The organism is Fibrobacter sp. UWEL (genome assembly GCF_900142535.1).
Taxonomy (GTDB): Bacteria; Fibrobacterota; Fibrobacteria; order Fibrobacterales; family Fibrobacteraceae; genus Fibrobacter.
This window is the reverse complement of record NZ_FRBE01000001.1, coordinates 86532-111031: the sequence shown is the minus strand read 5'-3', so window position 1 is coordinate 111031 and position 24500 is coordinate 86532. Positions and strand designations below refer to the sequence as shown.

Below are 24500 nucleotides of genomic sequence, written 5' to 3'. Positions count from 1 at the left end.
CCTTAAAAACGTCCTTTAAGCACCCCGATTTTCCAGCCAATGGGCCAAAACCGTAATATCTGCAGGGCGAACCCCCGGAATTCGGCTTGCCTGACCCAAGGTCAAGGGTTTCTGTGCGTTCAGGCGCTGACGGCTTTCGATACTGATGGCGGTAATGGCCATGTAGTCCAGATCCGGAGACAACTTGACGGATTCCATCTTCTTCTGGTCGTCAATTTCTCGGGCCTGGCGGTCAAAGAAACCTGCATAGATTTCTTCGGCGTACATGTTCCACTGGTCCCTGCGGGAGATTTCCACATCGGGAAGCGCCACCTTGAAGAATACTTCCGGGTCAATTCCCGGACGGCGGAGCACGTTCATCCAGCGGGTGCGTTCCGTAGCCAGAGCCTGACCACCGGCTTCCAGTACCTTGTTGGCCTCATCCGGCTGGGCGGATTCTTCAGCAAGACGCTTTTTCAGGTCTTCCATCAGGTTCTTGCGGCGGATCCAGTCGTTATAATCCACATCTCTCAGCATGCCGATACGACGGGCATGTTCCTTAAGGCGGGCATCCGCATTGTCACTACGGAGGAACAGGCGGTATTCCGCACGACTAGTGAACATACGGTAAGGCTCATCCAGAAGCACGTTCACCAGATCATCCACCATGACGCCCAGGTAACTCTCTGAACGACCCAGAATGAGGGGTTCCTCCCCCTTCACCTTGAGGGCGGCATTAATACCAGCCATCAGGCCCTGTCCTGCAGCTTCTTCATAGCCGCTGGTTCCGCAAACCTGGCCCGCAAAGTAAAGGCCGGGCACATTCTTGCATTCGAAGGTCGGATAAAGCTGGGTGGCGTCCACGGAATCGTATTCCACCGCATAGCCAATCTGGAGCACTCGGGCGCGAGTCAAGCCAGGAATGGTATGTATGGCCTGGAGCTGAATGTCCGCAGGCAAGCTGGAGCTAAAGCCGTTAATGTACACGCGGCCAATGTCAGCCTGTTCCGGTTCCAAGAACAGCTGGTGGCCGTCGCGATCGCCGAAACGGTTAATCTTGTCTTCGATACTGGGGCAGTAACGAGGGCCCTTGCCGTGAATACGGCCGCTGAACATAGGGCTATCCTTAAAGCCACTGCGAAGAATATCGTGAGTCTTGATGTTAGTGCGGGTAATCCAGCACACGCAATCGTTACGGACAAAATGATTCTTGGGGTCACCCCAGAAATAGTCCGCATCAAAGCCAGGTACGGAATTGTCCAGATGGCGGTCACTCATAGGCCAGGGCATATCATCCCCACGCTGGACTTCGCATTCGTTAAAGTCAATGGAATCGGGATCCAGACGGCTAGGAGTACCTGTCTTCAGGCGGCGCAAAGCCACACCAAAACGCTGAAGGCATTCCGAAAGCTTGTCGGAGCTAGGCTCCCCTACGCGGCCACCAATGCTGGTATCAAGGCCAGTAAACATCTTGGATGCCAGGAAGGTTCCGCTGGTAATCACGATGGACTTGGTAATATAGCGTTTACCATCCAGCAAGGTCAATTCCAGACGTCCATCGTCCATACGGTCAAAGGAAGCCAGTTCACCCTGAAGTACATCAAGACCAGGAAGGCTTGTAATGACCTCACGGGCAACTTCGCTGTAATACTTCATGTCACACTGAGCACGGGGTCCCCAAACTGCAGGTCCCTTACTCATGTTCAGCATACGAAACTGAATACCAGCCTTATCAGTCAAGAGCCCCATCAGGCCGCCTAAGGCATCGATATCGCGGACAATCTGTCCCTTGGCTACGCCACCCACTGCAGGGTTGCAGCTCATGCGGCCAATGGCGTTAATATCCATAGTCAGCATGGCGGTCTTCACGCCCATTTTCCAGGCAGCGTGAGTAGCTTCGATGCCGGCGTGGCCACCACCGATTACAACAACATCATATTCAGCGAGAATAGCACTCATATCAGACTCAAACCGTATAAAAAAACAAGGCGCGCCATCCCAAGGGAGGCGCGCCCAAATTTAGCTAATTACTTAGCAGCTGCGGGAGCTTCGGAAGCTTCGGGCTTCTTGGGAGGTTCAGGATTCCAAACCACCGGAGTACCCTTCAGCAAAGCTTCGGCTTCCTTCTTCAAAGTTTCCTTGTCGCTTTCGAAGGAGGCATACTGCTTGTAGGTGCCATCCGGGTTCACCAGGTAAAGCTTGGGAACATAGCCATCGCTATAAAGTTCACCGAAGGTACGAGGTTCGTCCCAGACCACGTTCATTTCGTCGCCCCACTTGGCGTTGTCCATGAACTTACGGATACCCGTCTTGTTGTTGCTACCGGTAGCAACAGCCACAGTAGTCAGGCCCTTAGCAGCAAGTTCCTTTGCAATTGCATAAACTTCGGGAGCTGCATGCTGGCAGTGACCGCAGGTGGAGGAGAAGTAGAACATCATCAGGGGCTTACCAGCATAGGAGCTCAGGTCTTCCACCTTGTTGGTAATGCCAGTCACCTTGATGGTGTAGTTCATCTTCTGGGGCATGCCGTTAGCAAGAGTATCACCCTTGAGGGAAGCGACCTTTTCCTGCATAGCCTTCTGTTCTTCTTCGAACTTCTTACGAGCTTCGGCACGCTTTTCTTCAGCCTTCTGCTGGTAACGTACGCCGATTGCCTGGAGAGTATCCTGGGGAAGCTGCATGACGAAAGAGGAATCCTTCACCTTGGCAACAGCATCGCGAACGCCCATTGCATAGAAGTCAGCATCCAGAGTCAGGTCCAGAGTCTTACCCACAGCCAACAGCTGGGTATCGAACTGAAGGCCCAGCAGGTAGGACAGCTTCAGGTTGTTGCTGGATTCCATGGTGATGGTCATGGGAAGGCCAGTCTGAGGATCAGCGGGGTTCACAGGAAGAGCCTTTCTGACAGAATCCACGTAGGCGTTAACCTTTGCATAGTCGCCATTGAAGGAAGCGAGAGTTGCGCTATCCGGACGGCTCTTTTCCATACGTTCACGAGCCACATTGTAGTAGCGTTCGTTAAGAGCGTGGAGAGAATCGATAGGAATCTGAAGCTTGAAGCTAGTATCCTTCTGAGCCTTTTCGTTATCCTTGATACCCTGGACCAGAGCATCGATATTGAACATTTCGCCCATCTGAACGGGAATGTTATAAGCACTCTGACCGCCGAACTGAGCACCCAGCATATAGGCAAACTTCTGGTCGTCGGTAGTCTTGTCGTTAAACTTTACCACGTCGGAAGTATTGCTTTCGGTATTACAAGCAACAAGAGCGAGGGCGATAGAACCCAGCGCAAGCTTCTTGATATTCATTCTTTGACTCCTTATCAAGTATAAACCAACAGGCGATTAAACCTCGTTTTTTCGTAGGGAAATATAAAAAATTTCGCGAAATCAAACCAAAAAGCTTTTAAACGCAAGTAAAATAAAGTCAATAAACGTACTGTAAAAAAAAGATTTTCTTATATTCAGTAAAAAAATTTGAGGAGTTATATGAAAAAGCTTACTAAGATGCTTGCCTTCGCAAGCCTTGCATCCCTGGCAATTCTCTCTGGCTGCAGCGACGCATCCGAACCGGATCCCACCAAGGCAGAACTTTGCGCCAATGGCATCAACCGCGAATGCCTCCTGGGTACATGGACTTTGGATGGCGTCAAGAGCATTCAGCTGGGTACTTATGCAGAAGGCTTTGACTTTTCAGCAGCTCCTGGTTCCCTGGAATTCTACGTTGACGTAGAAAAGAAGGGCAATGGCACCAAGATCAAGACGGACATGTTCAAGTTCAGCTGGCCCGCAGCTAGCCCCAACGCAGCCCAGGCTGACTGTAACCCCGTTTATGGTACCTGGACCGTTTCCGGAAACACGCTGTCCCTCAACTCCACCATCAACAACATGTGCTTTAAGCCCGCTCGCGTCACCGTGGAACCCACTTTGACCAACAACGGTGCACGTATCGAAATGCAGTTTGGCAAGGTCTGGCTCAACGCAAACCAGATTTCTACCCAGCTGGGCATCAAGGAAGAATCCCAGGCATTCTATACCGAAGTATTCTCCATCGGTGCAGCCCAGAAGAAATAAGGACACCGCCTTATTAAAGAGTCCAGCGGTTCGACTCGTATTCTTCTAGAGTCTTCCGCGCAAGAGCAGCCTTTCCTTCAAGGGGCTGCTTTTTTATTCTATCCAGGAAATGCCCCACGGTTTCACCGGACTCGCGACGAAGTTCCACGCGAGTAAGCTGGTACTCCGCCTGAATCAGCTTGCGGGCCCACTCCTTCGCCAGAGCGGACTTTGCAGAAATCTTTTTAGACTTGCGGTGACGGGTCACATAGAGACGGCGGCCAAGCAACGCAATCACCAGCAGGGCAAATGCACCATAAGTCCATGGACTGTTGGTTGCGGTTTCTACATAGTTCTGCCAGCTATTTAGGGAGTTTCTCCACTCCCCTTCCTTTAGAGCATGACCCCACTTGGCGAATCTTGCCTGAGCGCCTTCCAGGAAATTGGCAAACCAGGAAGGATCCTCACTTAAGGGATTTACCATCACCGGCGTGGGATCGAAAATGAGCCAGCGGCCATCTACATAGGCTTCCACCCAGGAATGAGCCTGCTTTCTGCGGAAGATTCCATAAGGGCTCCCCTCAGTCACCTCCGGACGGGCAAAGCCAGTAACATAGCGAGCCGGTATCCCTAAACGTCTTAACGTCAAGACAGAAAGGGTCGCGTAGTACTCACAATACCCACGCCTGTTTTTCCAGAAAACATAAAGTGGATCGGACTTCCCCGCCCTGTTACTTAGCTTTTCCAATTCCGGAACTTGTAAAGAATACTGGAATTTAGATCCAAAGTATTCCTTGATTTTCTTTAGGGTTTCTAGTCCAGAAATTCCACGCAGGTCCATCGCATCAATGACCGTATCCACCAGGCCTTCATATTGCGGTCTCAAATTCAAGTCAATGGAATCAGGACGTAAAAGTTCACGAGGAATAGCGCAGTTTCTTTCCCTGCAGACAAAGTAGTTCCAGTCGGAACGTTCCCCATTCTGATTCAGTCCCGTCACCATGCCACCGGAGAAATACTGCAGGGAGTCAATATCCTTGGCGGAAAAACCCACGGCGCCATTAGGGGCAAAAAGAAATCCGAAATTATCCAGAGTGGACTGAACCCAGACACGTTCTGCGCCCTGAAGCGTCACCGAATCCATCACTTCCATCACGGCGTAATCCACCTGGTAATAACTGGGAGTCAGCTTCTTCACGGGAGTGCGAGGAAGCTTCCAGTTGCCCCCAGCATAAGTGGCATAGCGTGCCGCCACCATATACTTGGGCGGATTCTTGTCCCACACACGAAGGACCACCTGGTTATTGTATTTGGAATTGTAGCTATCACCAAAGGAACCAAGAGTGGCTACAGGATCAAAGCCCATCATCTGATTCTTGCGGGCATAATCGCTGGCCCAGTCCCCTTCGTAATTACGATGATGTTTCCAATATTGCCAGCCCCCGTAGGATATTCCGCCCAGAATTCCAAACAGGACCAAGAATAGAGCGTACTTATAGAATGCAGTTCCACGCCTACAACCGCTAAGCAACAGGAGCAGAAGGCCTGCAATTACGATGGAGAACGTTCCGTAGGGAGCCTGGAACGCACTGCAAAGCAAAACCAGCAAGCCATTGAAGTTTACAAAGACTTCATAGCCGCCATTCCCGCGGCTCCGTTCCTGCAATGCAGTAAGGAACAACAAATAAAGCCCCGGCAAGAACACCATGGTCGGGTTCACGCCATTCTGAACCCCGGGAGTAATAACCCAGTACAAGGCAAGAGGAACAATAGCCAAGTAAGCGGGCCATTTCTTGTACTTGGGACGTCTTGAAAATTCCAGATAGCGGGAAGAATTCAAGACGCCAATCACTAGGAAATACAAGGCAAAGAGAATGCCCAGCCAGATACAGTCGAAGGTGTTTCCAAAATTCAGGGAGGTAAGACAGAGGAATAGAATCTTGGCAACATAGCGGATATCTACAATTTCGCTGCGATTCATAGATTTACCTCCTTCTCCTTACTGAGAGCAGAGGCGATTTCTTCTACATCCACCATGAGGGTATTATCCAAATGTTCCGCCTTGAAATCCGGACTTTTCCTGGAGGTAACGACAACATGCTTATGGACCAGGAAATCTTCCTTCGGGTAGAGGCCTATTCGAAGTACGGGATCCATGGGGCGGGCCGCTGGGGACCAGGGGCCAGGCGTTTTACCGCCCACAATCTTTGCGGGAGGAATGCGGGACAAGGCTTCCAGCAGGCTTTCCATACGGTCACGATCCGAAAGCCCCTGAAGAGTGATTTCCTCATTGTCAATAAAGAAACGTCCCAAGATATTCTGCTCGATGAACCAGCGGCCTACACCTGCGGCCAGCCGGATCGCATCTTCCAGACAGGCACGATGGGACATGGAGGGCGCCACCGTATCTAGCACCAGGATCGCACCTGCGCCACGCTCCGTCTCGAATTCCTTGGTGAAGGGGCGGCCATATCGGGCAAAGGCCTTATGGTGCAAATCCCTCAGGGAATCGCCCTCCCGATATTCGCGGACACCTACAAAATTCATCCCGCGGGTAAAGCTGGGCATGAGCAGCGGGGCGAATAAATTTCCGCTACTTCCTGACGTAAGAAACGGAAAGGACCCCACCTTTACAGGACGAGGATAAACCAGCAGTTCCGAAGATCCCTTGAAATCAAAAGGATTCCTCAACAGCCCCATGATTTCAGGAACACAGGCGGATACGTTGGTCAGGGGAAACGCCCCACGACGAGTCGTATGGATATAACACTCCAGTATTTTTGAACCTTCCTTAATGGGAATGGTGGTATAATCCATCTCTTCACATTTCAAGGAGGGATCCAACCTGAAACAACTCAGCAGGACGGAATCCACCGTGGATTTCCAGATAGAAACCGTGGCGGAAATCTTGGAGGTTTGACCTTCAAAAACAGGCGAAACCTTCACATCCTCTACGGAAATTTTCGTCAGTCGTGCAGTTGCAAAGAGGGACAAAATCATCCCGATAAACATCAAGAAATCTAGACCACAAAAAATCCAGGCCGCCCAAAAATTCGGGACAGCGCCAATAAGAACCGCCGTCGGGAAAAATGCCGCCGCTGCACGTCCAGGAGACGTAAAGTATTCCTGCCAGAAATAGTAGACTCGCATCAAGAGCCCCGGACGCTTAGGCGCGCGGGGAATTGAATTTGCAAACCATTTCAAGAAAGAATTCATTATTCTGGATCCTTCGCGATGCTCAGGATGACGTGGGGTGAGTTTGGTTATCTAGGGATGCTTACGTTCTTCAAGATATTCTTCAGGATATTTCGGGACGCGTCAGGACTTGCGCTATCCTTCGGGAAAACGCGATGTTCCATCACCGGGAAGAACACCCGCTGGATGTCATCGGGATTGACAAAGTCCCTACCCTGAATAAAGGCGCAGGCCTGTGCCATACGCACCAGGTTGATACCAGCACGAGGGCTTGCTGCAAGACGAACGCCCCCGTCATTTCGGGTGGCCTGCACCAGCGCCACAATGTAGCGTTCCAGAGATTCCTCGATATGAACTGCGGCAACCTTCTTACGTGCGGCAAGAATTTCATCGGGAGTCGTCACCGCGGTTACCTTATCGATGGGGCGGCCCACACGATGGGAACGTAAAATATCCAGTTCAGTCTCCGCTGTAGGATACCCAACGGAAATACGAATCATAAAGCGGTCCATCTGGGCTTCCGGCAGAGGGAACACCCCGTGGAATTCCACCGGATTTTCCGTTGCCAGCACCATGAAAAGATCCGGCAGTTTATGGCGTTCACCTTCCAGGGAAACCTGGCGTTCTTCCATGGCTTCCAGCAGGGAACTCTGAGTTCGAGGAGACGCACGATTGATTTCATCGGCCAGAAGGATTTCGGTAAAGACAGGTCCCTTCTTGATTTCAAAATCGCCTGTATTAGCCTTGAATACGGCACCACCTGTAACATCGGCAGGCAAAAGGTCGGGAGTAAACTGAATGCGGGAAAAGTCAGCACCGCAAGCGGCCGCAAGAGCCTTACTTAAGGTTGTCTTGCCTGTGCCAGGAACGTCTTCCACAAGCACATGACCATCGGCCAGAAGTGCCATGATCAAAAGTTCTACAGTATCCTGCTTACCCAGCAGGACCCCATTTAAAGCATTCATTAAAGACTTAATCATGCTTTAAATATATGCTTTTTTTAAGAAAACGCCGATTCTGAAACAAGTTCTGAATGACAATATGGAATAGTTAATTCTTGCGCTGTTTCTTGATGGCAAGTAATGTCACCGCCACAAGAATCAAGACGATGCCCACTACCAGACGCCCCGTAAGGACTTCATTAAATACTAGAACGCCTATAACCACTGCTGTCAAAGGTTCAAGAGCGCCCATAATAGCCGTAGGCGTAGACCCCACAATCTTCACAGCCTTGGCCATGAAAACCAAGGACATGACGGAGGGAACCAGGCCCAGCATAAAGCCCCAACCCAGCTGGTTTAGATTCGCCGGTAAGGGAGGAACCCCAGCCCCAAGGGTTACAGAATAACCCATCAGGAAAATGAGGCAGAATAGCATCACATAGAAGGTCAACTTCACGGAACCCATTTTCAAGTTGGCCTTATTCACCACCACGATGTAAATGGCATACATCAAGGATGAAAGGAAAACCAGCAATACGCCAACCGTACTGAGGGCCTCGCCCCCTTCCCCACCACGATACAGGAGGACAACTCCCCCCAGGGACAAGGCAATGGACAAAGCCACCTTAGCCGTCAATTTTTCCTTAAAGAAAAGCCCCATAATTAAGGCGACTTCCATGGGGTAAAGGAACAGCAAAGTACTAGCTAGGCCTGCACTCATGTAATTGAAGGAGGCAAAAAGCGTCAAGGCACAAGCGGCAAAGAGAAAGCCCAGAATCATCAGGGCGGGCAGTTCAGATTTTTTCACACGGAACTTGTCCGCCAATGTTTTCATTCTCTCGGATTTGAAACCGCCAAAAACCATAAGCAAGGCAAGCAACAGCACCGCCCAGGCAAAACGGTAACAGAGAACAATGTCCGGAGTCAACCCCTCCCGATACAAATGAAGGGCTCCCAACGGATTGGTGCCGTAGCTAATACCGGCGGCACATCCGTAAAAGAAGCCCTTTATGGAGGAACGAGGTTCCATTTTACATTGCGAACTTAGTTGCGTCTGCCAGCTGGACGCTAGCAATACGGGAAATACCCTTAATTTCCTGGGTCACACCGTAAAGCATATCGGCTTCCGCCATGGTACGCTTGTTATGGGTAACCACGATGAACAAGGTCTGCTTACTGAATTCACGGAGCAAGGCCATGAAACGACCAACGTTTGCATCGTCCAGAGGACCGTCCACTTCGTCCAGCACGCAGTACGGAGAAGGCTTTTCCATATAGATGGCGAACAGCAATGCCGTTGCGGTCAATGCGTGTTCACCACCGGACAGAGCCTTGATGCCACGCATCTTCTTACCGGTAGGACGAACGTTAATTTCAATATCTGCATCCAGGATATCCATGGGCTTGCCCATTTCATCCAGTTTTTCCACCAGGCTCATCTTGGTTTCGCCGTTCAGGAACAGCTTACTGAACACAAACTGGAAGTTCTTCTGAATGCGGTTGAAGGTATCCAGGTAACGCTGACGGGCAATATCATCCAGCTTGGTGATAGTGCGGTCCAAAGAAGCACGGGCGCGATCCAAGTCGTCGAACTGCTTTTCCACTTCTTCCAGACGTTTCTTTTCGTCTTCGTAGTCTTCCATCACGTTCACGTTAATGGGACCCAGTTCCTTAATCTTACCGCGGAGTTCACGAATTTCGCGGTCTGCTTCCGGCTGGCTATATTCCACACGTTCAAATTCGTCGGGAGGATTGGACAGGTCGAAGGTATACTCGTTGGTAATGCGTTCCACCAGACGATCCAGGTTAGCCTGCAAGGCCTGCTGACGGCGGTCCACATCGTTCAACTCATGCATCTTCTCGATCATACTATCGCGAAGGGTATTCACTTCCTTCTGCCAATCGTCCAAATCACCAGACACCAGTTCGTACTTTTCACGAGCAAGGTCACGCTGGTTTTCCAGATCGCGGAGGGCAGAGTCCTTTGACTGCTGCTGGCCCGCAAGTTCCTGTTCATCTTCGCGATTCTTCACGATGGATTCTGTATTATTCTGGATTTCATCCATACGGGTACGGATGGAATTTTCCAGGAATTCAATCTGGTCGTGAATGTTGCTCAAACGATTTGAGTTCTGGGAAAGCTTGGCGTTCTTGTCCTGAGCGGCACGTTCCAATTCGCGAACGTCCTCTTCCTTTTCGCGGAAGATGGTATCCTGCTCGGTCAATTCGTCATTCACTCGAGCGTATTCCGTTTCCACACGTTCCACAGCGGCGTTGGCTTCGTTCAGTTCCACATCGCTGTTCTTGGAATCAGCAGCTTCCTGAATTTTCGTCTGGGCGTTTCGAATTTCATTTTCCAGCTGAACGATACGGCGGTCGCAACCAGCAATCACATTATTCTGGATGGAAACCTGAGCGGAACTGCCACGGACAAAATCAGACTTCTCGCGGATTTCATCCACCAGGGATTCCAACATCTGGACATCTTCGTTCACCAGATCCTGGATGCGGGCAATTTCTTCGTTCTGAACTTCAATTTCAGAAAGTACACCTTCCAGCAGGGTATTGGCTTCGGCAATTTCGTTCTTGCGGGAAAGAGCACCAGAGGTAGAGGCCCCGCTGGACACAAGACCGCTAGTACGGACAATGGCGTCGGGGCATACAAAGCAAAGGTCCTGATCTCTCATGCTCTTGGCCAGAGCAATCGCCACGTCCAGATTTTCCACCACGAAGTAGCGGGAAAGGATACCGGACAGCCAGGTTGCTATTTCAGCATCGGCGGTAACAAACTGATTCAGGCAACCCACCACACCGGCACCATCCACAGAGCCAGCATAAGCCGGAGCGCTATCGCCCACCAATGCAAGGAGAGCCTTCCCCACATTGTATCCCTTCATGGAATTCACAATGTCGGCAACAGCACCATCATTAGCGACGATGACCGCATCCATCAGGTCGCCCAGAGCGGCTTCCACATAGGAAGCATATTCAGGGGCCGCTTCAATACGTTCCGAAAGGAGTCCGCCAATCAATTCCGCCTTGTTTTCTACAAGCCAGCGGCTGGCGTCCGTACCTTCGTTTGCCACACTCTGGAGAACATCGATACGAGACTGGAGACGAGTCCTCTCGTTGGTCAAGTCCTGTAATTTTTTCTGTGCTTCTGTAAGATCAGCACGTTCGCTATCCAGGCGTTCTTCTCGGGTGGACTTCTGTTCATTCAGGCGATCCATTTCCTGAGTGGCCTCATCCACCTCACGCTGGATATCCTGAAGTTTTTCATTGGCCTCGGACTTCTGGCCATTGAGAGTAGCAAGTTCACCGTTCCACTTTTCCAGGTTGCCCTGCAAAATGGAGGATTCAGCATCCATACGTTCAAAACGACTCTTCAGGGAGTTAGCCTTCTGAGTAGCCTGCAAACGTTCGTTGGACAATTCCCTAGACTGCTGGCGCAAGTCATCCAGCTTGTCACGCATGACCTGGAGGGTTTCACGTTCACGTTCCAGCAGGGCATTCATTTCGTCCATGTCGCTGTCGGAACTCAGCACGCGGTTTTCTTCTTCCAGTCGAGCCTGTTCTTCCGTCAGTTCCTGAACCTTATTCTGGCTCTGGTTGATTTCTTCCTGAGCCTTGTCGTTGGAGCCTTCCAAGGTAGAAATCACGTCACGGATACGCATAATGCGGTTATCCAGGTCGTTCAACTCGATAGTTGCAGCCTGGACTGCACGTTCCAAATCGCGATAGGCGGTTTCGTCTTCGCTAATCAGGAGCTTCTTTTCGTCAATCTTGGTCTGAAGGACGGTTGCGTTGGTCTTGGCGCTTTCCACCTCATGATTCATACGCTTGGTGGTGGTTTCCAGAGTGCCAAGGCCTTCCTTCATGTCTTCGAACTTGTCGATACTGACGGACAAGTCCAATTCACGGAGGCGCTTGCTCAAACGCTTATACTCGTTGACCTTTTCTGCCTGGGTTTCGTACTGACGGACAGAACGGCGGACACTGCGCAGGTTATCTTCCACACGTTCCATATCCATCTGGACGCGTTCCAACTGGCGGCGAGTTTCCTTACGCTGCTGCTTGTACTTACTGACGCCTGCAGCTTCTTCAAAAAGCACTCGACGGTCATCAGCCTTATCCGAAAGAACAGCCTTGATCATATCGGCGTTCATCTGGGAGTAAGTACTAGAACCCAAACCAGAGTCAAACAACAGGGCATGAACGTCACGAAGACGGCATTCCTGGTTGTTGATCAGGTATTCACCCGTACCGTCACGATGGACACGACGGGTCACAATCACTTCGGAATATTCGGAATTCAGGGTTCCATCGCTATTATCGATGACGATGGAAACTTCGGCAAGACTCATGGCGGCACGTTCTTCGGTACCGCTAAAAATCACGTCCTGCATCTTGCCCATACGGAGGGCGGCGGCTTTCTGTTCGCCAAGCACCCAACGGATTGCATCCGTAATATTGGACTTACCACAACCATTAGGACCCACCACAGCGGTAAGACCCTTCGTCGGGAAGTTCACTTCAGTCCTCTGAGCGAAGGACTTAAAACCAAAAATCTTTAATTTTGTAATCTGCACAGCAGTTCAAAGATAGTTTTTTTACTTGAACGTATAGACCAGGGAATCATCCTGGGCGGTGATTTTCAAATACATGCTACCCCCAGAGATTTCCAGCTTGCGGATATCCTGAAGGGTATCGCCCTCAGCCTTGCCATAACGGAGACGGACATTAAATTCACCTACCCAGTCAGCAGCAGCCACATGGCTACGCTCTCCCGGCAGGATCGTTTCCTCAATCCACTTTTCATAGGAAACGCTATCTTCGGAAAGCACGTCCAGAGCGTAGAACGTCAAGTCATCCGTACCGTTTTCCACCTGGAGGCGACTTTCCGTATCCAGGAACCAGTGGGAAAGACAACCCGTCAAAAGAATCGCCGGAATAAGAATCGCAAAATGAAGAATGAATGATGAAAGATGAAGGGTCTGCTTTTTCATTACTTGTTCCCTCCATTTTCAAAACGAATACCGGTTGCTTCCAGAGACTTCCCCTTAGGCTTATTCTTTTCCTTAAGAATATTGGTTTCCATAGGCATGGCCTGAGGTGCACCGCGACCAAAGACCAATCCATCCAGGTAATCCAAGCTGATCTTGAATTCCACCAGGAAGGTTCCCTTGGAACCAAAGAAATGATCATAGTCATAAGAAGAATTGTAAGCGATACGAGCGAACACCAGGTCAATGGCACCGCCCCACAGCAAATCCTTAGCGCCACTGCGCACTCCACGACGGACGCAAGTAGCTTCAAGCCCGAAAAGTCTAGAAGGATCCGGATAGAACTTCAATGCAGCAGAATGGAATTCCACATCCGGCAGAAAGTCATACGTCACCTCTCCATAGATCAGCTGATCATAAAGATTCTGGTTCCAGACAACCCGCAGAAGATTATCTTCCTCATCTTTGTTATAATAACCAACGTCTATGTTAGGTAAATAATTCTTCCATCCCTTATACTTGATGATCTTATCTTCAAGAATGGAACGGTGTTCAAGATCCAGGGAGAAATGGACACTACGCCAGTCAGCCTTGTAGAAGTTACCGCTAATACTAGCCTTTCCATAACGCAGGTATGCCCAGCTATAGGCCAGCGAGTCGTTTTCCTTCTCGTACACAATCCCCGTATACTCCATGTTCTGGTGTTGCATACCAGCGGCAACGCCAAAATGGTTCTTCTGGTCCGCATAGGTCAAGCCCCAAGTCGTTACCGAACGCTGGATGGAAAAATCATTGTACTGAGGCACAAAGAAAAAGTCTTCCCCATCCCAACCGGAACGATCGAACCACAGTAAGGCACCCATGTATTTCTGAGGAGCCAATTCACCGGCCGCAAATGTTCCCAGGTGGTGTCTAAAGGCAAAGCCGTCATGCTCACCGTACTGACTCTTCAATGGATGCTGACTTGCTAGAGGCGTGTAGTAGAAACCGAAATCGATATAACCGCCACGACCTGCCAACAACACATCACTGATTTCCATCAAGTGACGGTCACGAGTAACGGCTCCATTTTTAGAAAAGGCATCCGGTGAAACACTATCGGCATAACTAGCAACAGCCCCAGCCAATAGCATCAAAAAAAACTTCATTACGTTTCGCAATTGCATGCTAGAAATGTAGCATAAAACCCAAAACCTTTTTATATTTGCGGCCATGACAGAACAAGAAAAAGCATTGATTGCCGCATGGAGCGACCACTCTCGCATGTGGAAAGACAACAAGTGGGTCTATCCCGTCATCAGCCGCAGGGCTGGAGGCTTGTCCATTGGCGTCAATCTGAACCCTGACCACAAATGTTCCTTTGCCTGCGCCTATTGCCAGAGCGGTCCCCAGGAAGGCCACCCTTCTGTTCCCGTAAATGTGGACGAAGTGGAAAAGGAACTCCGTCAGTTCGTCTTGTTCTATGAATCCGGCGAGTTCGCCAAGTGTGATTTTTTCGGCAAGGTGGCCGACGATAAGAAAATCATCAAGGACCTCTGTCTTTCCGGCGATGGAGAATCCACCATCGTGAAGGAATTTGCCGAAGTATGCAGGCGCATGCGTGCAATCCAGCAGGAATACCAGGCACGTCACGTAGGTTCCACCGATCCATTGAACCCAGCCTCCTTCAAGCTGCGCCTGATTACCAACGCAAGCCAGCTAGGTCGCGATTCCGTAGAAGACGCCCTTTCTATCCTGCTAGAAAACGATGGTGAAATCTGGGCAAAGCTGGACGCCGGTACCGAAGAATGGTACAAGAAGGTGAACCGTTCCGCAGTCAAGTTCGACACCATCCTTTCCAATTTGGAAAAGGCCATCAAGTGCCATCCCATCTGCATCCAGACCATGCTCTGCTCCATCAAGGGCGAAGTTCCTAGCGACGCAGAAATCAAAAGCTACCTGCAGAACCTGACCCGCATTTACAACGCCTGCCCCGAACATTTCGTGGAAGTCCAGCTGTACACCGTCATCCGCCAGACCGCAACCCCCGACGTACTCCCCCTGGAAAAAGAATTCATGGAAACCGTCGCAAAGAAAATCACAAGCAAGTTACCCGTAAAGGTAAGGATTTTCTAGCACGTCATCCCCCGCGGATTGAGCCACATGTCATCCCCCGCTTGATTATAGCACGTCATCCCCCGCTTGACGGGGGATCTAGCGTTTTCTTCCATTGTGACACAAATTTGTCTTTTCTCGGCGTTTTTTTTTGCAGGTTTAATAAAAGCCACCCCGAGAATCCTCGAGATGGCATTAAACCGTTATATATAAGGGTTACTTGGCAGCAAGAGCAGCTTCAAGTTCCTTGATGCGAGCATCCTTGTCGGCGAGCTGCTTCTCAAGACGTTCAGCCTTCTCACGAGCCTTTTCCGCATCGATTTCCAGGCTGGCAATGATGCAGTCACGTTCCTTCTTGGTCATCACGGGCTTATCCTCGTCCTTTTCGCTGGACTTGAGGCGTTCAAGGGCTTCCGTCACAGCATCATTCTTGATATCCATTTCAGCCTGGCTTGCGAAGGCATGCAGTTAGGCCGCTGGAGGAAAATATACATTAAGTCGAGAGCAGCGACAACAAGTCACCCCTCATAATTCGTATCTCATAACTAATAATTGTTTATGCGGTCGTTTTTATTTAAACACCGGGGCGGCTGGGGAACCTGAAATAGAACCTCATGGAAATTCCAGTACCGTCGTCCCAAAGGTCATCGCCAGTAACGGTAGTGAATCCTACTTCCATACCCGCGAAGGACAAGATTTCAAAGAAACCACTGATGGATATGGCAGGCCAGGAGCTAAACACCATAGATGCACGGAAGCCCACAGCAGCCTTGTATCCAGAATTCATCGTGAAATCATTTCCCATTTCAACAGATAGAATGCCTGCAAGAGACGGAGATGGAAGCATAGAATTGCCTACATCTTCGGACATGCCGTAATAGTCGCTATAGCCATCGGAAGATGAAGAATCCATCACGAAGGGATCATGAATCCCAAGGCCAGCGCCTAAACCAGCAAAGAAACCGCCGCTGAATTTCCATCCTGCAAAGACCTCCACATAATAAAGGCCCAGCATAAAGTTTAAGCCTGTATCATCGAATGCAGTTTGAGACAAAGGCAGGTCAAATCCTATACCCGCCAACACCTGGAAATAGCCGGAACCATTGATACTATTTCCAGAGGACTCCGCAACAGGCGCCACTATGGATTCAGAACGTTTTTGCGTTCTATTCGGTTTTGTAGCAACAGCCTGAGGGGCGTAGCCGTAATCCTCGTCCAATTCGCTATAGGAAGTTTCGTAGGACTTTCGGGATGCAAACTGATAGGTATAATCCGCTTCGTCGTGATAGGGAATGGTCACGGGAACCACTTCACGATTGGCCCCGATGGTAATGGTGGCGCATACTGGAACTTCCCCGTCATAGGGTGTTTTGCCAACATAGTTTCCATCCACAAAAACAGGCTCTTCCGCAGGGACGTCATCGCGAGTGGCACTTAGGGAAAGTCCACCTTTCGCCACCTTCATTTTCTTATCAAAGGTCAGCTGACTTCCCGTTTTAACGGTCACGCTAGCGGATACAGGCTCATAGCAGTTATTGGTAATCTTCAGGTTGTAACTGCCAGGATTCAGACGGTTCACCCCCAGCTCAATATAGTCTCCATTCAAGTAGGCATACGTAGGCTCATTGATGTAGTATTCCTTCTCGTAGGTGGGGCTCACGTCCAGCAATCCAAAGCGAGGTTTCAGCTTGAAATTCAAGGTCATACTCTGCTGCACCTCCACAAGGGTATCCTTCTGAAAGTGCTGATCCGCAACGATCACAAAATGATACTCCCCTGCTTCCAGCTGGATCTTGCAGGGCGTTTCCTTACAGCTGGGCACAGGCTTTCCGTCCACACTGAGGAGAGCTCCTGCAGGATTGCTTTTTACCTGCACGATATAACTGCGGGTCCGCGCCATGGAATAAGATTCCCCGTCGGAATAATCGGAGAAACCGTCCGGACCAATAAAGTCACCTGCGTCCTCACGTCCCTTTCGGGCTTTCTTAAAGAATCTTTCAGCATCACTTTCGATTACATCCAGCAGACTCTCTGTATCGGGGCTGGTCCCCGTAAAGCTCGAGACCAGCTTGCTCGTTTTAGTCTCGTACATTTCCACCGTCAGGGTCAGTTTTTCACCAAAGCGCCCCACTCGGGCCTGGGCAATAAAGTCCGCCGCAATGTTACGTCCCGTTTCCGCCAGGCAGCTTCCTTCACACTCCCCGATGGTCTTTCCCGGAGGAAGCATCATCTCGATATTCTCACGAGTCATGATGCTGAAGCCCGCATCAGCCGGCAGAATCTTGTTGGCAATTTCACGCAGCTTATCTGTTACAAACCGACGCTCCGAAGAACTAATGGCCTCATCTTCCGCCTTCGTTTCCACGACGGCAACCAGGGTCTTGGCATAAGACCCTACGGCGAGTACGAGAAGCAAAAGGAAAAGAAGTTTGCGCATAAAACCAACTGTAAGTAAAAAGCGCCCGGACGAATCCAGGCGCACGTAATTCAAGAGGCTTAGATCAGTTCTTCGGGAGGAAGATGTTCACCAGCTTCCGGTTCCTGGTAGCAGGTTTCCGGAATCTGCACTTGATTCTGATAGTAAGCACGATGGGCTACAATCACCTTTTCGCGAGCGAACTCAGCGTTCTTCCATTCACCAATCTGAACGTCCTTACCTTCCAATTCCTTGTAGTTCTGGAAGAAGTTCTTGGTGATGCGGAGGAACATCTGGTCCACGTCGGTAATGTCCTTAATGGGACGGGGATTGAAAACGGGAACGCCCAGGACCTTATAGTCCTTCTTGCCACCGTCAGTCATGTCCAGAGCGCCAATGACGCGGCAGGTGCAGACAGTACCAGTCATCATGGAAGCGGGGCTATAGATCAGCATATCCAGAGCGTCACCATCGTCAGCCTTGGTGCTGGGAATGAAACCATAAGTACAGGGGTAGCTCATAGAGCTCAAAAGGCAGCGGTCCAGACGGAACACATGCAAACGTTCATCGTATTCGTACTTGAGGTTAGTATCCTTACCAATTTCAACAACACAATCCACTTCGTAGGGATACTTCTTGCCAATGGGCAGGTCCAAGTAGTTAATTGCCATTATTTCTCCTCGAGCTCCCACGAGCCCGTGATTTTATGATTATTCAGTATATGTAATAAAAATTTAGCATTTATTTACAGAAAGTCAAGGACTTTCACTTACGAGATACGAATTATGAGATATGAGATACGAGATACGAGATATGAGATACGAGATATGAGTTATGAGATATGAGTTATGAGATATGAGATATGAGTTATGAGATATGAGTTATGAGATACGAGATATGAGTTATGAGATATGAGATATGAGATATGAGATATGAGTTATGAGATATGAGTTATGAGATACGATTTCGTAATTCATAATTCATAATTCATAATTCGTAATTCATAACTACTACCGGTTGCGCCAGCGAGCGGAGACTGTCTTGTCAAAGAGGCCGAAGTGGAATACCGGTTCCCCGCGGTCGGGGCTGTAGCCTACTTCAAATCGCACACGGTCCAGAGCGGGAATCACAATGTGGAGCCCGCCATAGACGGCGCCCTCGTAATTATCCCAGCCAGGAGCGCCCTTATCCCACAATAGACTTCCATCCAGACCCGCCACCAGCTGCAGACCATAGAAGAAGTTAATTCCCCCGAGGGAGGCCGCCTTACGTTCTCGCAGGACAAAGCGTTCTTCCAGCGTGAGCAAAGCCTCATGGACTCCCAGACGGTCTCCATTGGATTCACGACCGCGGAATGTATTGGCCCCGCCATGATAGAAGAAATCATAACGTTCCACATCGCCAGGACGGAAACGAACCAAGGCTGTCGCACCTGTAATAAAGCGCCAGGCAGTATAGAAGGCTCGTGCATCCGTCAGGAGTTCCCAGTAGTTTTCACCGCCCAGATGTTCTGCATCATGATCGAAGCCACCTGCACCTACATGAGTCAGCATGTACTCCAGATACACGCCCTTGCGAGTATCCAGAGAAGCGTCACGATAATCGAAGACAAAGCCAATGCCAGCTTCCGGCAGATGTCCCGGGCCCTCTTCCAGATAGCGGTAAGCACCGGAAATCAGGAGGGACAAGTGGGACGTAATTTTCCAGTCCAGGTCCAGATCCAGCAACCAGCTTGCATCATTGAAATTTCTCAGGTCATCCCAGCTGTCCGTACGGAGAAATTCAAAATTCCATCCTAAGGGCAAGCCAAACAGGTAAGGAGAACTGGAATAGAACGCATACTCATTGTTCTTAAGGAAAGGAGACACGGCGGTACGATACTGCACTTCGGCGCGAATATCCTCACCCAGCACATTCAAGTTAGCCAGTGCCAGGCCAATCATGAGGCCATCGCGGTCCGTAGACTTCCCCGCCGGAGAAGGAATCCAGCGGAAAATTTCCTTAAACTGGTAATGGGCAACGCCCTGGGCATCGCAGCTGAACTGAACATCGGTGAACAAGTCCAGATCTTCCAGCTTACGCTTTTCGGAAACGAACTTTTCGGAGGAGTAGGCCTCCCCTACCTGGTTTACAAGCTCTCGCCGAACCACACGCTCGTTAGTATGTTCCAAACCACTCAGGACGATACCTGTAAGCAGGGTCCCTTCAGCGCAAGCCCCAGCAGATTCATTTTTGGAAGGTTCGTCAGCCGCATGCAAGGGAGCAAGGGACAGCAAGAGTGCCGCACCCAGTTCTTTCAAGCCAAAATTTTTCCATAAATTGGAAAACACGAAACCTCCGTTTCCTCAAAAGATAGTTTTTTTATCTATTTACAGATTTTTCCAGCCACGCCGCTCCGCTGATTTTCTATCTTTGTGCCAACCTTAGAAGAATAAGCGAGGTTTTATGTTAGATTTTCTTTCCAACTACTGGTGGGTGCTCCTCATCGTTGTTGTCCTTGTTGTTGTCATTTTTGCCGTCCGCGGTGTCCGTAAGGCCCTGAAGGAAGGTGGTGGCGCATTCAGCCTTGAAACCATCAAGAAGAATACAGAACCCAACTTTGCAGCCCTCAAGCAGAAGTCCCAGGCCCTGCTTCTGGATGCAGACATGATCTGCGAAGTCCAGGAAGGCCGCAACTTCGTCTTGCCCAGCAAGGACGACATGAAGCTTTTCCGTAACGCCGTCAAGCAGAAGTACAAGCTGGCCATGTTCCTGGTTCCCGGCACCAACAAGGTCGCCTACTTCTTCTGCAAGACCGAACAGGGTCTCCGCCGCCGTATTGACAACCTGGTCATCAACCAGAAACTCCGTGACGGCAAGAAGCCCTACAACGACATCTCTACCGGCGAAAAGCTCCGTTACCCTAAGGCTTAATCAAAAGTCGAAGCGTGGAGTTTAAAATTGCGCGATGAAAGTCGCGCCTTTTTTTATAGTTATGAGTTTTGAGTTATGAGATACGAAGATCTTGCCATCGCAGAAGAAGAATCAAAGCTGGAACAAGCCATCGGTGAACACCGCAATCTCCTGGTGGAAGCTCCCACGGGGTCTGGTAAGTCCCTTTACATTCCCTGGTTTCTTTCCAAGCATTGCAAAGGTCGCGTTGTAGTACTGCAGCCCAGGCGTATCGCCGCCATCTCTCTAGCCCAGTATTCAGCAAAACTCCACGAGGAAAGCTGCGGACGAACCGTCGGCTACCAAGTTCGCCAGGACAGTTGCAAGTCCAGTGAAACCAAGATTCTTTTCCAGACCTACGGAAACTTCCTGCAGGAACTGCTTCACGGAAAGCTAGACGCGGACTGGATTGTCTTTGACGAATACCACGAACGCAAGGCGGACATGGACCTGCTGTTCAGTTACCTTCTGAAAAAAGGTCCTCGCATTGCCGTCATGTCCGCAAAACTGAATCGTGACGAAATGGAAAGCGCCCTAGGCGTTAAGTGTCTGGAACTGGGCCACCCTCTTTATCCCGTTCAGATTCTCCACCAGAACCCCACCACAGGCAACACCCTGGAAGCGGAAGTGGTGAAAGCGCTGCGCACTTTAAAATTGAATGACGTCTGGAAAACAACGCTAGTGTTTTTACCAGGCAAGGGCGAAATTATGCGCTGCCATACGGCAGCAGAAGAAGCATTGGGAAGTCAAGCCGCAGAATACCTGGACTTATTTGGTGGCCAGGAAAGAAACATCCAGGATCGCATTTTCGAAGAGACGGAAAGACCGCGAGTCATCTTTACCACCAACATTGCAGAAACCTCCATCACCGTTCCCAACGTCAGCGGTGTGGTGGATAGCGGTATTGAACGCGTCAGTGAATACGATGACAGCGAGAAGGTAAACGTTCTTAGGACTTCAGCCATTTCCATGCAGAACGCCATCCAGCGTTCCGGACGTTCAGGACGAACTCAGAACGGTTGCGCCATCCGTCTATGGAGCGAGGAAGCCGAAAAGCGAATGCCCCAGGGTATTATTCCCGAGATGACGCAGATTGAACCTTCAGAATTATTACTGCAGAAGGCATCGCTGGAAAAGAGCGTTGGCACCTTGACTTTGCCTACGGACATTCCCGAAAACAGAAAGCAGACTGCATTGAAACTGCTGGAAGGCTTCGGCATGCTGGATGCAGGCGCCATTACGGAGCTGGGCGAAAAAGCTATCCGCACTCCCGTCACAGACATTCCTCTGGCGTTAATTCTCGCTACAGCAAAGTCCGCAGATGACTTGTCCGACTTGACGCTTGCCGCCATGGCTTGGATTCACTCCGGTACGGAATTCGTCCAGAAATCCAAGCAGCCTCTGAACTTGATTTCTCTTGCAGGCGACTCCTTGAAAGGGGGAAGCGCACCTCGAGAAGTGACTTATACCTTAAGGCAACTGCAGGACTACCGCAAGAACGTCTTCGGCAATTCTAACGCCACTCGCAAAGATGACGAGCAGCAATTAATCCGCACGCTGTTGCATTCCTATCCCGATAGGCAAGCCACCCCGGCCGCCTCTCAAAACGGTGGAGTGTACAAGCTGGATAACGGCAACGTCATTCGCCTACAGGTTGCAGAACCGCCCTACGCCATCCTCAGTCTTTCCATGCTGAGAACTGGTGGCGGTTCCAAGTCAGAACTTCGCGTCAATCTCTACGTTCCCGTCCCCAAGGAACTGCTGGTCCACAGCGATGAGCCCATCCGTTATGAACTGCTGTGGCGCAGCGGTCAGGAACGTTTTATCGGGAAGGAAATTCAAGGAGCGTCTGAACGAGAGATACTCCCGCAGGAAGCCTCCCCCGCAGTTCTAACCAAGCTGAAGGAACTCACCGTAGATGCCTGGAAGGAAAAACTGGAAAAGGAAAATTGGGACGGAAAATTCCTGACGGAGAACGTACAGACGTTGCTCATCAAGATGCGTCTTGCGGCCAAGCTCTATCCGGAATTTGGACTGCCAGAATTCAACGAAGAAGATATGGAATTGATTTTCAATGAATTCACCGACGGCATATTCCTCTTGAGAGATATTAACGAAGATCGTTACCGCGCTATCATAGAAGATTACTTCGGGAAGTCCATGTTGCAATGGCTAGGGAAAACTTTCCCCGATCATTTTGTGCTGCCCAACGGAAAGCGAGCCCGTTACAGCTACCAGCAGGTCTTTGACACTGGGGATGGTCTTACGGTTCAAAGTGCAGAAGGTGTACTGGTGGAAATTTCCGCCCGCATTGAAGACCTGATGGTCCTCCGCGGGGAGCATCATATTGCTGATGGGAAATTGAAAGTCCGCTATGACATTCTGGCGCCCAACTTCCGCACCATCCAGAAGACTTGGGATTTAACAGGATTCTGGCAGAACACCTACGCCGAAGTTAGAAAGGAACTCCGCGGAAGATATCCTAAGCATCCATGGCCCGAATCCGTTATTTAACCTTGTAAACAACGAGGGTCTTACTGTATTCGTAGCAGACGATTAGGAGTGTTTCGCCGGTGGTGTTCTTATCGGCATCGATGAATAGCATTCCTTCGGGGCCGCGATCCTTGGGATCCATGTAGTAATCCAGTAGCTTGGGAGCAGCGGATCCTGCTTGCGTAAAGTCAAAGACAGCAACGCCACTCATGCGTTCCATCCCAAGGAATGCCAGGAGTTTGTCACCCACTTTCCCGATAACAATATTCTCCGGTTCAGACCCCATATCATCGCTGCGGGCGTCCACCTTCGCCTTCCCCTTCTTGGAATTCCAGTTAAAGTATTCCGGAGCCACTTTGGCAAAAGTCTGTTCCAGCTGTTCTCCGGAATCCCAGACTAGCTTGCCATCGTCCCCATCAAAAATGCTGACGGAACGAGAACCAAACTTGACTCGGCATTTTTCCTCATTACCACAGATTGTCTTGGGATTGAAGTTCTTCACCTCGGCACCTTCATTAGCCGTAGCAACATAATGCTTGCCATTCACTTCAAAATACTTGACTCCATCGGGCTGACGAAGACTACGAATGAATGCATTTTCAATACGAATCTTTCCATCCTTCTCCGCATCCAGGGCAAAGCCCTTCTTGGAATGATCCACATATCCTAAATCAAAAACTTTCTCAATGGTTTTCGTTTCCAAATTCACACGAGCAAGAGCATTATTCTCCTGCAAGCTTACCCAGGCAACTTTGGAATCGTGAGAAATAGTCACATATTCTGGTTCAACATCCTTATCTTCAAAAGGCAAAATAATCACCGCGGGAGCCGTCCCCATGGCCATCAAGGTCATATCCAGAATGGCAATTCCACCTTCGGGATTTTCCTTTCCATCCTCGCTAGGTTCACCTTCACAGGCCACCACAATCTTGCTGCCATCAGGGCTAAAGGTCAGCATATCCGGATGATAGCAGACAGGAACGGTATGCAGTTTCTGAATTGTTTCGCCCTTAACCTGGAGCAATTCCACAAAGCCTTTTTCCCAGGCAGGTTCATTAAGCAGGCTTACCGCAAGCAAGTCACCATAGGACGTTACACTGGTGGCCACACCATCCAGTCCAAAGCTTTCTACAATCTTGGGAGATGCAGGATTGGAAAGGTCCACCACTTCCATGATCTTTTCATCACCTACAGTGTAGAGCCTTTTCTGTTCTGGAACATAGGTTGCAATTTCTGCAGCGTTCAGCTCCGTACGGGAAACCATTTCCAGGCTATGCCCCAGCTGGAAGGGACCTTCAGAAACATCCTTATTCTTCTTGGCAAAGGACGGCACCGCAACAGACACGGCAAATGCGACAGCACAAGTAAGCAATCGATTCATAGGGTTCCCATC

Annotated in this window: 18 protein-coding genes; 4 read left to right on the top strand and 14 right to left on the bottom strand. The window is 50.1% G+C overall.

Annotation, left to right across the window (positions count from 1 at the left end):
- Positions 1-15: 15 nt before the first annotated feature.
- Together mnmG and BUB59_RS00465 are read right to left on the bottom strand one after the other, a co-directional pair.
- Complete coding sequence (gene mnmG, locus BUB59_RS00470) at positions 16-1938, bottom strand: tRNA uridine-5-carboxymethylaminomethyl(34) synthesis enzyme MnmG (protein WP_073224576.1); 1923 nt, start codon at positions 1936-1938, stop codon at positions 16-18.
- 68 nt (positions 1939-2006) lie between these two features.
- A complete protein-coding gene (locus BUB59_RS00465) occupies positions 2007-3290 on the bottom strand; it encodes an FKBP-type peptidyl-prolyl cis-trans isomerase N-terminal domain-containing protein (RefSeq protein ID WP_073224575.1) in 1284 nt (427 codons plus the stop codon).
- A gap of 180 nt (positions 3291-3470) precedes the next feature.
- On the opposite strand from BUB59_RS00465, the gene BUB59_RS00460 reads away from it, so the two are divergent.
- Entirely contained in the window at positions 3471-4055 is a 585-nt protein-coding gene (locus BUB59_RS00460; RefSeq protein ID WP_073224573.1) for a hypothetical protein, read from the top strand.
- A gap of 13 nt (positions 4056-4068) precedes the next feature.
- On the opposite strand, the gene BUB59_RS00455 is transcribed toward BUB59_RS00460, so the two are convergent.
- The 7 genes from BUB59_RS00455 to BUB59_RS00425 form a co-directional block, all read right to left on the bottom strand.
- Entirely contained in the window at positions 4069-6015 is a 1947-nt protein-coding gene (locus BUB59_RS00455; protein WP_083540089.1) for a transglutaminase-like domain-containing protein, read from the bottom strand.
- A complete protein-coding gene (locus BUB59_RS00450) occupies positions 6012-7250 on the bottom strand; it encodes a DUF58 domain-containing protein (protein WP_073224571.1) in 1239 nt (412 codons plus the stop codon). Before BUB59_RS00450 ends, BUB59_RS00455 begins: the two co-directional genes overlap by 4 nt.
- Before the next feature lie 47 nt (positions 7251-7297).
- Positions 7298-8209, bottom strand: coding sequence for an AAA family ATPase (locus BUB59_RS00445; protein WP_073224569.1), 912 nt, complete (start codon positions 8207-8209; stop codon positions 7298-7300).
- Positions 8210-8279: 70 nt separating this feature from the next.
- On the bottom strand, positions 8280-9200 hold the full coding sequence (locus BUB59_RS00440) for a DMT family transporter (protein ID WP_143160151.1): 921 nt from the start codon (positions 9198-9200) through the stop codon (positions 8280-8282).
- A 1-nt stretch (position 9201) separates the two neighbouring features.
- Complete coding sequence (gene smc / locus BUB59_RS00435) at positions 9202-12759, bottom strand: chromosome segregation protein SMC (RefSeq protein ID WP_073224565.1); 3558 nt, start codon at positions 12757-12759, stop codon at positions 9202-9204.
- A 21-nt stretch (positions 12760-12780) separates the two neighbouring features.
- Positions 12781-13176 carry a hypothetical protein gene (locus BUB59_RS00430; RefSeq protein ID WP_073224563.1) on the bottom strand — a complete coding sequence of 132 codons (396 nt, stop codon included), beginning with the start codon at positions 13174-13176 and terminating at the stop codon, positions 12781-12783.
- Positions 13176-14321 carry a hypothetical protein gene (locus BUB59_RS00425; RefSeq protein ID WP_083540088.1) on the bottom strand — a complete coding sequence of 382 codons (1146 nt, stop codon included), beginning with the start codon at positions 14319-14321 and terminating at the stop codon, positions 13176-13178. The genes BUB59_RS00430 and BUB59_RS00425 overlap by 1 nt, the downstream gene beginning before the upstream one ends.
- Before the next feature lie 64 nt (positions 14322-14385).
- On the opposite strand from BUB59_RS00425, the gene BUB59_RS00420 reads away from it, so the two are divergent.
- The gene (locus BUB59_RS00420) at positions 14386-15288 is read left to right on the top strand and encodes a radical SAM protein (RefSeq protein ID WP_073224559.1); all 903 of its coding nucleotides are present in this window, start codon (positions 14386-14388) and stop codon (positions 15286-15288) included.
- A 195-nt stretch (positions 15289-15483) separates the two neighbouring features.
- On the opposite strand, the gene BUB59_RS00415 is transcribed toward BUB59_RS00420, so the two are convergent.
- The 4 genes from BUB59_RS00415 to BUB59_RS00400 form a co-directional block, all read right to left on the bottom strand.
- Entirely contained in the window at positions 15484-15708 is a 225-nt protein-coding gene (locus BUB59_RS00415) for a hypothetical protein (RefSeq protein WP_073224557.1), read from the bottom strand.
- 133 nt (positions 15709-15841) lie between these two features.
- Positions 15842-17704 (bottom strand): PEGA domain-containing protein, encoded by a 1863-nt coding sequence (locus BUB59_RS00410; RefSeq protein ID WP_073224554.1) that lies wholly within the window; start codon positions 17702-17704, stop codon positions 15842-15844.
- A gap of 59 nt (positions 17705-17763) precedes the next feature.
- A complete protein-coding gene (locus BUB59_RS00405) occupies positions 17764-18354 on the bottom strand; it encodes an inorganic diphosphatase (RefSeq protein ID WP_073224552.1) in 591 nt (196 codons plus the stop codon).
- Positions 18355-18693: 339 nt separating this feature from the next.
- Positions 18694-20013: a BamA/TamA family outer membrane protein gene (locus BUB59_RS00400; protein ID WP_200778788.1), complete on the bottom strand. Its 1320-nt coding sequence runs from the start codon at positions 20011-20013 to the stop codon at positions 18694-18696.
- Positions 20014-20128: 115 nt separating this feature from the next.
- Here BUB59_RS00400 and BUB59_RS00395 point away from each other — a divergent pair, with 115 nt between their 5' ends.
- Both BUB59_RS00395 and BUB59_RS00390 read left to right on the top strand, forming a co-directional pair.
- Entirely contained in the window at positions 20129-20596 is a 468-nt protein-coding gene (locus BUB59_RS00395; RefSeq protein WP_073224550.1) for a hypothetical protein, read from the top strand.
- 75 nt (positions 20597-20671) lie between these two features.
- Positions 20672-23128, top strand: a complete 2457-nt coding sequence (locus BUB59_RS00390; RefSeq protein WP_073224548.1) for an ATP-dependent helicase C-terminal domain-containing protein — start codon at positions 20672-20674, stop codon at positions 23126-23128.
- Here BUB59_RS00390 and BUB59_RS00385 read toward each other — a convergent pair.
- A complete protein-coding gene (locus BUB59_RS00385; protein ID WP_073224924.1) occupies positions 23121-24488 on the bottom strand; it encodes a choice-of-anchor I domain-containing protein in 1368 nt (455 codons plus the stop codon). The two genes, BUB59_RS00390 and BUB59_RS00385, sit on opposite strands and share 8 nt — an antisense overlap.
- Positions 24489-24500: the final 12 nt, after the last annotated feature.